General features: G+C 70.2%; 11 protein-coding genes. 3 read left to right on the forward strand and 8 right to left on the reverse strand.

Features of this window, described 5'->3' with window-relative positions:
- Positions 1 to 331 precede the first annotated feature (331 nt).
- On the reverse strand, positions 332 to 1,036 hold the full coding sequence (locus ACS5PM_RS21545) for a hypothetical protein (RefSeq protein ID WP_439389755.1): 705 nt from the start codon (positions 1,034 to 1,036) through the stop codon (positions 332 to 334).
- Between the two features lie 91 nt (positions 1,037 to 1,127).
- Between ACS5PM_RS21545 and ACS5PM_RS21550 the strand changes: the two genes are divergently transcribed.
- The 3 genes from ACS5PM_RS21550 (at position 1,128) to ACS5PM_RS21560 (ending at position 5,471) form a co-directional block, all read left to right on the forward strand.
- Entirely contained in the window at positions 1,128 to 2,054 is a 927-nt protein-coding gene (locus ACS5PM_RS21550; RefSeq protein WP_439389756.1) for an aminotransferase class IV, read from the forward strand.
- Positions 2,051 to 2,803 carry a sulfotransferase-like domain-containing protein gene (locus ACS5PM_RS21555; protein WP_439389757.1) on the forward strand — a complete coding sequence of 251 codons (753 nt, stop codon included), beginning with the start codon at positions 2,051 to 2,053 and terminating at the stop codon, positions 2,801 to 2,803. The genes ACS5PM_RS21550 and ACS5PM_RS21555 overlap by 4 nt, the downstream gene beginning before the upstream one ends.
- Before the next feature lie 169 nt (positions 2,804 to 2,972).
- Entirely contained in the window at positions 2,973 to 5,471 is a 2,499-nt protein-coding gene (locus tag ACS5PM_RS21560; RefSeq protein ID WP_439389758.1) for a chemotaxis protein CheW, read from the forward strand.
- Between the two features lie 2 nt (positions 5,472 to 5,473).
- On the opposite strand, the gene ACS5PM_RS21565 is transcribed toward ACS5PM_RS21560, so the two are convergent.
- The 7 genes from ACS5PM_RS21565 to ACS5PM_RS21595 all read right to left on the reverse strand — a co-directional run bounded on the left by ACS5PM_RS21565 (position 5,474) and on the right by ACS5PM_RS21595 (position 13,061).
- A complete protein-coding gene (locus tag ACS5PM_RS21565) occupies positions 5,474 to 6,151 on the reverse strand; it encodes an AAA family ATPase (RefSeq protein WP_439389759.1) in 678 nt (225 codons plus the stop codon).
- 8 nt (positions 6,152 to 6,159) lie between these two features.
- Positions 6,160 to 7,281: a beta-ketoacyl-ACP synthase III gene (locus ACS5PM_RS21570; protein WP_439389760.1), complete on the reverse strand. Its 1,122-nt coding sequence runs from the start codon at positions 7,279 to 7,281 to the stop codon at positions 6,160 to 6,162.
- Between the two features lie 103 nt (positions 7,282 to 7,384).
- Positions 7,385 to 8,110, reverse strand: coding sequence for a DUF6781 family protein (locus tag ACS5PM_RS21575; protein WP_439389761.1), 726 nt, complete (start codon positions 8,108 to 8,110; stop codon positions 7,385 to 7,387).
- A 540-nt stretch (positions 8,111 to 8,650) separates the two neighbouring features.
- Positions 8,651 to 9,724 (reverse strand): trypsin-like serine peptidase, encoded by a 1,074-nt coding sequence (locus ACS5PM_RS21580; RefSeq protein ID WP_439389762.1) that lies wholly within the window; start codon positions 9,722 to 9,724, stop codon positions 8,651 to 8,653.
- Between the two features lie 158 nt (positions 9,725 to 9,882).
- The gene (sbcB, locus tag ACS5PM_RS21585) at positions 9,883 to 11,316 is read right to left on the reverse strand and encodes an exodeoxyribonuclease I (RefSeq protein ID WP_439389763.1); all 1,434 of its coding nucleotides are present in this window, start codon (positions 11,314 to 11,316) and stop codon (positions 9,883 to 9,885) included.
- 10 nt (positions 11,317 to 11,326) lie between these two features.
- On the reverse strand, positions 11,327 to 12,214 hold the full coding sequence (locus ACS5PM_RS21590; protein ID WP_439389764.1) for a DNA ligase: 888 nt from the start codon (positions 12,212 to 12,214) through the stop codon (positions 11,327 to 11,329).
- A gap of 91 nt (positions 12,215 to 12,305) precedes the next feature.
- On the reverse strand, positions 12,306 to 13,061 hold the full coding sequence (locus ACS5PM_RS21595) for an alpha/beta fold hydrolase (RefSeq protein WP_439389765.1): 756 nt from the start codon (positions 13,059 to 13,061) through the stop codon (positions 12,306 to 12,308).
- Between the last annotated feature and the right edge of the window lie 57 nt (positions 13,062 to 13,118).

Consider the following 13,118-nt stretch of genomic DNA (forward strand, 5'->3'; position numbering starts at 1 on the left):
GCTGCTTGCGTCGCGTTCATTGCCGACCTCCTTCACGCTAGATGGAAGACCACGGAACGCCCGTTTTAGACCAACGGGCATACCGATGCAGGCGGTCCTCCCCCATAGCATCTCGGGGGGCAGCCCCCGGAGGGGGCGTGGGGGCTCCACTTCCCCGCTTTAATGACCTTCTCGTCGTCCTCGCCGAATGGCGCCCCCTGCTGAAGCGCAGCAGCGCTTCAGCCCGGCCGCGCGAAGCGCCGGCCCCTGCCAGGGCGTGCGCGGATCTGGCTCCGCCGGTCCGCTGCGCGAGCCCCCTCGGGGGGCAGCCCCCGGAGGGGGCGTGGGGGCTCTACTTCCCCGCTTTGATGGCCTTCTCGTCGTCCTCGCGGAAGCGGCGGTTCCCGCAGTTGTCCAGCCAGGCGATGCGGTCGTCCTCGTAGGCCTGCTGGTCGGCCGCGAGCTTCTTGCTCTTGTCGTTCCAGGCCTGCGCCACCTGCTGCTGAGCCTCGACACGCGCGTTGAGCTTGTTGACGGCCTCGTTGCCGCCGGTCTGAAGCTTCTCGCGCTCGGCGTTGAGCTGGGCCTGTTCCTTCTCGATCTCGGCCGCCTCCTTCTCGAGCTTGCGACGCTCGCGCTCGGCGGTCGGCCCGCCTCGTCCCGACTTCTCGAAGTCGTCCCGGCGCTGCTGCAGGTCCTTGACCTTGGCCGAGAAGGCCGTCATGCGGGCGTTGAGATCATCGACGGCGCTTTTCTGCGAGCCGAGGCTCGCCTGCTCCGCCTTGATGGCATCGGTGTCCTTCTGGACCTGCTCGCGCTCCGCGGCGACCGCGGTCTGCCGGCTGTCCAGCTCGGTCTTGCGGCTGGCGAGGGACGTCTGCTGCTGCAGGCAGGCTCGCAGCTCTTCCTTCGTGAGGATCTTGCCGGTGCCGCTGCTCTTGCCCGACAGCGTCTTCGTGTCGGACTGCGCGAGCGCCGGCCCATGGACGACGGCCATCGCGACGAGTGCCACACCAAGCAGGTGAGCGGAAACGGAGGAATATTCGGTTCGCTTCATGGAATCCTCTTGAAATCGGCGGGGCTTGTGGCCCGAGCCGCGCATCATGCCACCGGCGATCCGCGCCGCGATGGCCTATCCGGGAAAGCACATGTCACAGAGCATCCACGACTTCCACGACGACCCGCGCAACGCGGACATACGAATCTGGATCAACGGCACCCTGAAATCGCGGGTTGACGCGAGCGTGTCGGTTTTCGACAGCGGCTTCGTGCTGGGCGACGGAGTGTGGGAGGGCCTGCGCGTCGTCGCTGGCCACCCGGCGTTCCTGGATGCGCACCTCGACCGCCTGTACGAAGGCGCCAAGGCCATCGCGCTCAACATCGGCATGACGAGGGAACAGCTGACGCGCGCCCTCTACGAGACCCTCGACGCCAATGGCATGAGCGACGGCGTGCACATCCGCCTCATGGTCAGCCGCGGCGTCAAGCGCACGCCCTACCAGGACCCTCGCGCCACCATCGGCGCGGCCACCGTCGTCATCCTGCCCGAGTGGAAGCTGGCCAAGCCGGAGACGGTGGCGGCGGGCCTGAAGCTGTTCACGGTGCACGTGCGCCGCGGCTATCCCGACGTGCAGGATCCCAAGCTCAACAGCCACAGCAAGCTCAACTGCATCACCGCGTGCATTCAGGCCACGGAGGCGGGCGCCGACGAGGCACTGATGCTCGATCCGCACGGCTTCGTCGCCACCTGCAATTCGACCCACTTCTTCATCGTGCGCAAGGGCGAGGTCTGGACCTCCAGCGGCGACTACTGCCTGCCCGGCATCACCCGGTCCAACGTGATCCAGGTCTGCCGCGAAGCCGGCATCCCGGTGTTCGAGAAGAACTTCAGCCTGTCGCAGGTCTACGGTGCCGACGAGGCCTTCTGCACCGGCACCTTCGCGGGCGTGGTGGCGGTGCGCTCGGTCGATGGCCGCGCCTATGAAGAGACCGGCATCCCCGGGCCCATGGTCACGCGGCTGCAGGGCCTTTACAAGGCACTGGTGCAGCGCGACGTGTCCGGGCGCACGCGATGAGCACGCAGGGCCGGCAGCCGCTGCGCGTGGCCATGTGGAGCGGCCCGCGCAACATCTCCACGGCGATGATGCGGTCCTGGGAGAACCGAGGCGATTGCGCGGTGAGCGACGAGCCCTTGTACGCGGCCTATCTCGCGGCGACGGGGCTGGACCACCCCGGGCGCGAAGAGATCATCGCCCACGGCGACACAGATTTCGAACGCGTGGCGGCAGCGCTGGCCACCGGCCCGGCGCCCGATGGCCAGCCGATCTGGTACCAGAAGCACATGACCCACCACCTGCTGCCGGGCCACGACAGCAGCTGGGTCAGGAGCCTGGTCAATGTGTTCCTCATCCGCGACCCGGCGGAGGTGGTGGAGTCCTACCTGAAGTCGCGCGCGACCGTCGAGCCGCCGGACATCGGCCTGTTGCAGCAGGCCGCCCTGTTCGATGTGGTGGCGACGAGCCAAGGCCATGCGCCGCCGGTGATCGATGCCGACGACTTCCTGCGCGCGCCCGGCGCCTATCTGCAGGCCCTGTGCGACCGCCTGGGCATCGCCTTCACCGAGCGCATGCTGGCCTGGCCCGCGGGGCCGCGCGAAAGTGACGGCATCTGGGCGCCGCACTGGTACGACGCGGTCTGGAAGTCCACCGCCTTCGAGCCGTGGCGAGCCCGTTCCCCGCAACTGAGCGGCCATGCGCTGGCCGTTGCCGAGGCGTGTCGACCGGCCTACGAGGCCCTGCGCGCCCACCGTCTCGTCCTGCCCTGAGCGCTTCCTCGGCGTGACCGTTCCGGTGCGCCGTGCACCATCGGCAAGCGTTTGCGCCCCCGGCGCGGGGACGGCGTGGAACTGGGCTGGAAAGCGCTTGCAGATCCAGCGGCCGCCTCCCTGTGGGCTTCCTAGACTGGGCGGATCGACATAGAGACAGGTCAAACCCATGGAGACGACGCCGGAGGAGGTCTCTGCCTGCATGCACCGCGTGCAACAGGCCGAGCGGGATCTGCGCGAGCTGGGCACGGTGTGGCGGACGATAGAGGCCGCCGCCGCCATCAGCTGCCCGGAGGAGGTCGCGCCCATCCTGCCCACGCTGGTGAGCACGCGCGAGCGCTTCGAATCCCTGCAGCAGCGGCTGATCGGCGACATGGCCGCCGAGAGCATGGCGGCACTCGGCGACGAGCTCACGGCCAAGGCCCGGTGCGCGATCGACATCCTCGTGCGCAACCTCTTCGAGCGCACTGCCGATGTCGGCTTCCTGGCCACCGATGAGGTGGTCCGCCGCTTTTGCGCGCTGCCCGCGACGCAGCGCGAGGCCGAGCGCGAGGCCATGGTCGCCCGGCTGCGCGAGTACCAGGCCAAGTACACCGTCTACGACGACGTGATCCTGCTCGATCCGCAAGGCGTCGTGCTGGCCCGCCTCGACCCGGACGAGGGCCTCGCCCGAAGTGCGGACCGGCTGGTGGCCGGGGCGCTCGCCGCGGGCGGCTACGTCGAACAGCATGGCCTGACCGACCTCCAGCGCGGGGGACAGGCCGCACTGCTCTACGGCCACCGCATCACCGGGGCGACGGGCACGCCGATCGGCGTGCTGGTGCTTCGCTTCCGCTTCGACGACGAGATGGCGCACGTCTTCGACGGCGTGGCCGACGTCCGCCGCGAGATGGCGCTGGTGCTGCTGGACGGCCAGCAACGCGTCGTCGCCACGATGGACGGCGCCCACGTCCCCGTCGGGGCCCGCCTGGGTCGCGTCGAGCCTGGTGGCCTTGCCCTCACCTCCTTCGCCGGCCGCGAGTACCTCGCCGTCTGTTGCGATGCCCGCGGCTACCAGGGCTACGCCGGTCCGGGCTGGCGGGCCCAGGCGATGGTCTCCTTGTTGACGGCCTTCCGCGATCGCGACCCGCAGGCGGGCGCCGCCGACCACGAGGTGCCGCTCGAACACGCCGCTCTGCAGGCCATCAACCACGACGCCGACGCGATCGACAGCGACCTGCGACGCGTCGTCTGGAATGGCCGCCTGATGGCCAGCGGCCAGCACGGTGACCGGCTGCGGCTGAAGGCGGTGCTGGGCCAGGTGAACACCGCCAGCGTGCGCACGCGGCAACGTGTCGGCCAGGCCATCCAGGACCTGACGCGAACGGCCTTCAGCCGCTCCCGCCGGCGCTGCGGCGACCTGGCCCGGCTCGCGGCGGACATCATGGACCGCAACCTCTACGAGCGCGCCAACGATTGCCGCTGGTGGGCGCTCTCGCCGGCGATGCAGCAAGGCCTGCAGATTCAGGGGCCGCAGGCCGCGGCGTCGCTGAACCGCGTGCTGGACCACATCAACGGTCTCTACACCGTCTACAGCCGCCTCGTGGTTTTCGATGCCGGCGGCGTGATCCGCGGCGCGTCATGCGATGACGAGGCCGCCAGCATCATCGACACCGCCGTGGACCCGCGCTGGCTGCACGCGGTGCGCGGCTTGACGGGATCGCAGCACTACGCCGTCAGCGATTTCGAGGACACGCCGCTGCACGCCGGTGGCCCCACGTACACCTACCTCGCTGCGGTGCGGCACCAGAGCGGCGGCGGCTTAGCCGGCGGCGTGGCGATCGTCTTCCATGCGGCCCGCGAGTTCGAAGCCATGCTGCACGACGTGCTGGGGCCACGCACCGGCCTGGCCGCCTTCATCGACGGCACGGGACGGGTGCTTGCCGCCACCGACACGGCGCTCGCTCGCCGGGCGCCGCTGGCCTTCGACAACGCCACGGCCATGTTCGAGCTCGACGGCGTGCACTACGTGGCCGCGCAAGCCCCTGCCGCCGGCTACCGGGAGTTCAAGCGCGGCGATGGCTACGACAACCACGTGCGCGCGGTCGTGGCCCTGCGCCTGGGCACAGCCAGCTCGGCGCCACCAGCCGATCGGCTGGACATTGAAGGCTCCCCTCGCCGCACGGCAGGGCACCAGCCGCTGGAGGTGGCGTTGGTGCGGATCGGATCCCTGTGCGCGGGCCTGCCGGCGGCCTCTGTGATGGAGGCGGTCTCGCCAGCAGGCCTGGTGCCGCTGCCGGGCCGACCCGGGGGCGCGCTCGGGCTGCTCGAGGTGCCATGGGGCGGCAGCTCTTCGCTCGTCCACGTGAGCTGTGCACGTCGGCTCTTCGGCCTGCAGGCGCCGGCGGGGGATCCGGCCGGCGTGGTCGTCGTCCTTCGCGATCCGCGCCAGCCGGAACGGCCGGGCCTGGGGCTGCGGGTCGACGACGTGCTGTCGATCACCGAGTTCGATGCCCGCTCCCTGCACCCGGCACCGGCCGGCAGCGCCAGCCGCGCGCCGTGGCTGGCCGGCTTGTTCGACCTGCAAACGGGCAGCAGCGCGACGCTGGTCCAGCTTATCGATCCCGCACGGCTGATGCCGGGCGCCGCCGCCGAGATCGAAACGCCAGCGCTCTTCGCGACCGCCTGAGCCTACTTCCCGGCGCGCACGGCCTTCTCGTCCTCGTCGCGATAGGGCCTGTTGCCGCAGCTCAGCGTCCACGTGGCCAGCGACTGGTCATAGGCGGTGATGTCTTCGTTCAGCACCCGCCTGTGCTCGATGGCGGTGGCCGCCGCGGCCTGCTGGGCCTGGACGTGCTCGTTCAGCGCGGTGCGCGCGGGCTCCATCGAGGTCGTCCACTTCTCGGCTTCGGCCTTGATGGCGGCGTCGGCCTGGGCCACCGCTTCGCCTTCGGCCTGCAGCTGGCCGCGGATGAGCTCGGCATCCTTGGGCGGCTTGCCCTGGAAGTCCTTCACCCGCTGGTTGTACTCGGCCACGCGCTCGCCGTGGAGCTGGACGCGCTCGTTGAAGGCGCGGCCCTCGGCGGCCTTCGCGTTGAACGCATCACGCTCGGCCTGCACCTCGGCCTTCTGGCGGTTGACCGCCTCGACCTCGGCCGCGATGTCGACGCGGCGCTTCTCCAGCTCCGCGGCGCGAGCTTGCTGCGACTGGCGCTCCTTCATGCAGACGCGGAGCTCGTCGCGCGTCATCAGCCTGCCTTGCGGCGCCTTGCCGCCCAGGCTCTTTCCGGCGGACTGCGCCTGGCTGGCCGCGCCCACGGCGGCGAGGGTGATCGCCAGGAGAAGGCGGGGGATCGATTGCTGCACCATGCCGCCCTTCACTTGCGACGAACCACGACACTGCCGACCGAATAGCCGGCACCGAAGGAACACACCACGCCCAGGGAGCCGGCGGGCAGGTCCGCGTGGTGCTCGTGGAAGGCGATGATGGAACCCGCCGAGGCGGTGTTGGCGTATTCGTCCAGGATCAGCGGCGCCACCTCGCTGCCGGCATCCTGGCCGACGAGCTTCTTGACGACCAGGTGGTTCATGCCCACGTTGGCCTGGTGCAGCCAGTAGCGGCGCACGGCCGCCGGCTCGATGCCGAGCGAGGCGAGGTGGCCTTCGATGTGGGCCGCGGCCATGGGCACCACCTCCTTGAAGATCTTTCGGCCCTCCTGGCGGAAGGTCTTGTCGCGCGCGTTCGGGTCGCTGTCCTCGCTGCGGTTCATGAAGCCGAAGTTGTTGCGGATGTTGTTGGAGAACTGGGTCGCCAGCTTGGTGCCCAGGATCTCCCACTGGTCGGCCGAGGTCGCGGTATCGGCGCGCTCGACGATGAGCGCGGTGCACACGTCGCCGAAGATGAAATGGCAGTCGCGGTCGCGCCACTCCAGGTGGGCCGAGGTGATCTCCGGGTTGACGATCAGCACGCAGTTCGCGGTGCCGGCGCGCACCGCGTTGACGGCCTGCTCCAGCGCGAAGGTGGCCGAGGAGCAGGCCACGTTCATGTCGAAGCCGTAGCCGCCGGCGCCGATCGCCTGCTGGATCTCGATCGCCATCGCCGGGTAGGCGCGCTGCATGTTGGCCGCTGCGCACAGCACCATGTCGACCTGCGCGCCCGTCTTGCCGGCCGCCTCGAGGGCCTTCCTGGCCGCGTCGACGCCGATCTCGGCCATCAGCGAAATCTGGTCGTCCGGGCGCTCGGTGAAGCGCGGGTACATGCGCGTCGGGTCGAGCACGCCCTCCTTGTCGATCACGTAGCGGCGCTGGATGCCCGAGGCTTTCTCGATGAACTCGACGCTGGACGGCACGATGGGCGCGCGCTCGCCGGCGGCGATGGCAGCCGCGTGCTTCTCGTTCTGCATCGCGGCATAGGCGTTGAAGGCCTCGACCAGTTCGGCGTTGGTGATGACGTGCGGCGGCCGGTACAGGCCGGTGCCGCTGATGACGACGGATGTCATGGCGTGGATGGCTCGATGAAAAGCAGGCTCGGACAAAGAAAGCAGCCGGCCAGTGTAGGCCGGCTGTGTTGCCGGAGCGCCGCCGGGCCTTGGAGGCGGCCGCCTAACCCGCTGACCGGCGGGAAGACTTGGCGCCGGGCCTGGAGGGCGACTTCGGGGCCGACTCCTCCTCCTCGCCGCCCTGTTGCAGCGCATCCGACATGCCCATCAACACCCCGCTGACGAGAGCGGCGTAGCTCTGCGCCAGCGTCTGCGCCGCCTTGAGGCTGGCGGCGCGCGTCTCGCGCACGGCCGTCTGCATCTGGTTGGTGAGGTTCTCGAGCGTGGCCGTGGCCTGGGCGCCGGTGAGGCTGCCGTTCTGCTCGAACTTGCCGAGGACCTCGCCCCAAGGGCCGGCGAGCTGGGACATGTCCGCCCCGCCGCTGGCCTTGCGGATGGTGTCGAACATCGTGTCCTCCAGCTTCTCGAGGTCGCCCAGGGCCTTCTTGAGCTGCTTTTCCTGCAGGTCGACACCCTGGTCGACCAGTCGCTCCAGCGCGACCCTGTTGGCTTCCACCGCCTTCAGCAGCGCGTCGTCCATGCCGGCCATCGCGCCATTGAGCATGGCCTCGACGTCGACCTTGGGCGTCACGTTCTGCAGGGCACCGGTGCTGGTGGCCTCGGTCACCGCCTTGATCACCTGCTTGATGTTCTTCAGGCTCATCTCGCGGCCCTGCAGGGCCTTCAGCGTCGCCTGGCTCACCGCCTCGCGCAGCTGCGCTGTCTGCTTGGCGCTGGCGCTGGCGAACATCTCGATCAGCGCGTCCTGGTCGATGGCGGACTTGGGCATGGCGGTCTCCTCGTGGTTGAGGCGCCACCATACGCCTGGCCCGTCCGGCCCGGCTAGGAAATTTCCCTGCGCCCCAGCCGACGCTTTCCAGAGCGTGCACTGAACCAGCTCCCCCATCCGCCACGCACCTCTGGCCAGGTCAGCTCCGCATCCCGAGCGCGCGCAGCGCCGCTCCCCTCCAGGGCGTGCGCGGATCCGGCTTTGCCGGTCCGCCGCACACCTCTTGGCCAGGTCACCTCCGCATGCCGAGCGCGCGCAGCGCCGCTCCCCTCCAGGGCGTGCGCGGATCCGCTCCCCCCGGTCCGCCACGCACCTCTTGGCCAGGTCACCTCCGCATGCCGAGCGCGCGCAGCGCCGCTCCCCTCCAGGGCGTGCGCGGATCCGCTCCCCCCGGTCCGCCACGCACCTCTTGGCCAGGTCACCTCCGCATTCCGAGCGCGCGCAGCGCCGCTCCCCTCCAGGGCGTGCGCGGATCCGGCTTTGCCGGTCCGCTGCGCGAGCCCCCTCGGGGGGCAGGCCCCGGGAGGGGCCGTGGGGGCCCTACTTACACAGCGCCTTGTAAGCCGACTTGAAGCCGGCATGGGTGAACAGCGTGCCCTGGTTGGCCCCGCCGTTCAGCGTGCAGCCGGCATGGGTGTGGATCGCCACCACGCGCGCTCCGGCCAGCACCGCCGAGCCGCTGTTGCCGCCTTCGGTGTCCGCCTGGTAGCGCAGCGTCGTGCTGTTGGTGTCGACCGAAGTGATCGGGCCGTTGGAGATCTGCTGGGTCTGGTTGTCCACGCCGTCGTCGACGCCGTAGCCGGTGATCTTCACCTTGTCGCCCACCAAAGGGACGGTCTTGGACAGTGCCAGCCCGTGGCCCTGCGCCTCGAGCGGCATCAGGCCGGTCTCGCTGTTCGGGAAGACGACGAACACGCCCCAGTCGTTGCCGATGCCGCCGTCGGTGAACTTGCGGGTGGCCACATTGGGCGCGTACTGGTCCTTGGGGGCCGGATGGTTCAGGCTGCCGTTGGCATTGGACTTGGGCACGTTGAACTCGACCACGTTGACCAGGCTCTGCGTGGACAGGCAGTGGCCCGCGGTGATGAAGCAGCCCTGCTTCATCAGGTTGGCGGTGCATCCGATGTTGAGCAGCCTCGCCCGGTCGACGGCGCCGGAGGAGACGCGGTCATCCGTCGGTCCGCACTGGCTTTCCGGCTGCTCGTCCGGTGCGCCTGCAATGACCTTGGTGATGCCGAACTGACCGGCCTGCCCGCGCGCGCCGGCCAGCAGCTCCACGCGCACGGCCGGGCCGTTGAAGTAGGCCGAGGTGTACTGCCATTGCTCGAGCCGGGTGGCATCCAGGTGCTGCTGGGCGCCGTCCTGGAGAGAGGTCATGCGCAGCACGGCGCCTTCGGGCAGCTGCATCGGGTCGAACTGCAGGCGCAGCCATTCGGCGCCTTCGATTCGGACGTCATGGCGGGCCGCCACGCTGGCCTGGGGCGCAGTCAGGCCGTCCGGCGAGCGATACGCGTAGTCGTGGGCGACGTGCGAGAGCGGCACGGTCTGCGCGCTGGCCCCGAAGGCGGCGGCGATGGCGACAGCGGCGAACCACCGGCCCACGGTGCGGCCCACAGTCCGACCGATCGCACGGCCCGGCAACCGGGAGGGAGATGACGGATTCAGCACGGTTGGCTCCTGAAGGTGGATGGACTGAGCGCGCAGCCTAGTCCAAGCCTGGCTTCCGAGGCACCCCCAGGACCGTCAAGAAGCGTCAGCGTCGACGGCGGTCGTCAGACATGAGCCGGCGCGATCTGCTCGGCGTAGTCGTACAGCGCACCGAGGATGCCCTGGCCGCGTTCGTCGGCCGTCTCGGCCAGCGTGTCGAGCTTGTCGAAGAACACCCCCAGCGTCAGAGCGCCACCGGCGCCGTCATGCAGCCGGGCGGCGCAGTGCTGGGCCCAGCGCTCGCGCTCGGCATCGCCGAGCGTTTCCGCGTGATGGCGGCCGCGGTAGCGGAACACGAGCTCATCGAGCCGCGGATCGTCGAAGCTGGCGCGGCCCCAGGCCGGATCGGCGGGCGGCAGCTGGCGCAGCCGATCCAGGCGCTGGCGGTCGGTCGGGCCGATGAAGCCGCCGTAGAGATCCTCGTCGACATCCGGCGCGTGCTCGGGGGCCGGGCGGGCGAAGACGTCGGGCCAGATGCCGCCCATGCCCGCCCCAAGCTGCGCGCAGGCCTGGGCGTGGCGGTCGACCACGCCTAGATCGATGGCCCAGCGTTCGGCCATCGCGGGCGACAAGGTCTTGAGCGAGCCCACCACCACCGGCGACTTGTTGACGTGGATGCTCTTCAAGGGCAGACGCGTCACGCCTTCGGCGAGGTCCTCGGTGCGGGTGAACAGCCGCTCGCGGATGGCGGCTGCGTTCAGGCCGAACAACTCGGCCGGATCCTGGGACAGGTCCCACACGATCAGCTCGTTCTTGTTGGTGGGGTGCGGCGCGAGCGGCCACACCACCGCCACGCAGCCTCGCTCGGCCGAGTACATGCCGGAGATGTGCAGGAAGGGCCGGCCGACGCCGATCTCGGCCCACACCGCCTGCTTGCTGCGCAGCTTCAGGCAGAAATCCCAGAGCCGCGGTTGCGACCGCCGCACCAGCCGGGCCAGCGCGATGGTCGCCCGCACGTCGGACAGCGCATCATGCGCCGCCTCGTGCGACAGGCCGTTGGCGGCCGTCAGGTGCTCGAGCTTGAAGGAGGGCCGCCCGTCGTCGTGCTTCGGCCACTCGATGCCCTCCGGGCGGAGCGCATACATGCAGCGAACCGTGTCGAGCAGATCCCAGCGGCCGCACTCGTTCTTGTACTCGCGGGCATACGGGTCCATCAGGTTGCGCCACAGCAGGTGGCGCGTGACCTCGTCGTCGAAGCGGATGGTGTTGTAGCCGACGCCGACGGTGCCGGGCCGCGCGAGTTGGCCTTCGATCATCGCGGCGAACTCGGGCTCGGGCAGGCCCTCGGCCAGGCACTGCTGGGGCAGGATGCCGGTGAGCAGGCAGCTTTCCGGGTCGGGCAGGTAATCCGGCGTGGGCTTGCAGTAGCGCATCACCGCGGTGTCGATCTCGTTGAGTTCGGCGTCGGTGCGCACGCCGGCGAACTGCGCCGGCCGGTCTCGCCGCGGCACGCGGCCGAAGGTTTCGTAGTCGTGCCAGAAGAAGGTCATGTCAGCCATGGGCGGCACCTTACCAGCCCGCCGAGCGCAGCCGCAGCAGCGTCGGGAAGCGCGGCAGCCCCGTGGCCGTCTCGCCGCGCCAGCTGTAGGTCACCACGCTGCCCAGGGGCGGAGGGCTGCTGCGTTGCGCCTCGGTCAGGCCGCTGCCGACGAGGAAGACCCGACCCGCCTCGTCGCGCACCTGCAGGGCACCGAGCTGGCCGGCGAAGCGGCCACGGCCCGGCGTGTGGCCGACGACGACGGCCTCGGCGTCGCGCACCGGTTTCAGCTTGAGCAGCACATCGCTGCGGCCGGTGCGGTAGGCTGCATCGGCCCGGTGCAAAACCAATCCCTCCCCGCCGCCGGCCACCACCTCGGCCAGCCGGGCGCGCAAGGCTGCCGCACCCGCCATGGGCAATTGCTCGACCGGCTGCCAGCGTCGCTGCGGCGTCGCCTGCGCCAACGCCTTCAGGCGCTCGACACGTTCGGCGAACGTACCCTCGCCCCCGGGCATCTCGAAGATCCGGTACTGCACCGCCTCCCATTCGCTGTCGACGGGCTGCTCGCGGCGCACGATGGCCGAGAGCGCGTCGAAGCGCGCGCGGCCGAGCCACATCTCGCCATCGAGCGCCTGTCCGCGCGGCAGGCCGGCCAGGAAGGCGGCGCCAGCCGCCACTGCGCCGCCGCCGCGAAAGCGAAGGCGTTCGCCATCCCAGAAGGCGCGCACGCCGTCGAGCTTCTCGCTGACCAGATAGCCGGCCGGGTCCATGCCTTCGGCCGCCTCGCGTGCCAGCAGCAAGGACGGAGGTGAATCCGCTGCGGTGGAATCCGCGCGGCAGCGCGCGGACGAAGGGACGCCGAGACAGGCCGCCGCTGCCAGCAGCATGCGGCGGCGCGAAGGAAGAAGACGCAGGCTCATGGACACGCGGGGCGGCAATGGAAAGGGCCGCCAGTGTCAGCGGCCGGGCCGCCGCGCGTCCTTCCCCCTGACGGGGGAGTTCAGCGCACCCTCACTCAGCGGCGAGGAAGCGCTCGATGCTGGCCGCCATCGCCACCGGCGTCTCGAACATCGGGTAGTGCCCGGCGTTCGCCAGCACCTCGAGCTGCGCGTTCGGATAACTCGCCAGGTAGGTGGCACGCGTGGGCACCTCGCCCAGCGCCGGATCGTGTTCGCCCACCAGCGCCAGCAGCGGCAGCTCCGGCCGGCCGAGTTCGGCAGAGAAGTCGGTCCGGGCCCAGGCGACGAGGTAGGCACCGAACGCCTCGGGCAGGGAGTGGTTCACCGAGTGCCGCACCATCTGCGTGAGCCAGGTGGCGGTCAGTCGCTGGCCGGTGGTCAGGTCGATGATGGCGCGCCGCGCCTCGGCGCTCTCGGTGGCGCTGCTGAAGAAGGCCCAGGTGGGCTCGTCGAAGGGCACGCCCGAGGCGGCCACGGGCGTGACCGCCACCAGCTTGCGAACGCGCCCCGGCGCATCCAGCATCGCCCGCTGCATGGCCATCGCCCCCATGGAGTGGCCGACCATCGAGAAGCGCGGCCAGTCCAGCGCATCGGCCGCGGCGATCGCATCGGCCGAGATCTCGGCCATCGTGTAGGCGCCTTCCTCATCGCGCCGGGCGCCGTAGCCGCGGCAGTCCATGAAGGCCCAGGTGAAACGGTCGGTGTCCAGCACCTCGGCCCAGGGGCCCCAGCCCGTGGACGACCCGAACCAGCCATGCAGGCACAGCACCTTGTGGGCACCGCTGCCGATGATTCTCAATGCGTTCATGCTTCGCGCTCCACTGCTTGAGTCGAAGCCTGCGATCTTCCCCGGCTCCGCGGCGCC

The sequence above is a fragment of the Ideonella flava genome (genome assembly GCF_051857595.1).
Lineage (GTDB): Bacteria > Pseudomonadota > Gammaproteobacteria > Burkholderiales > Burkholderiaceae_C > Ideonella.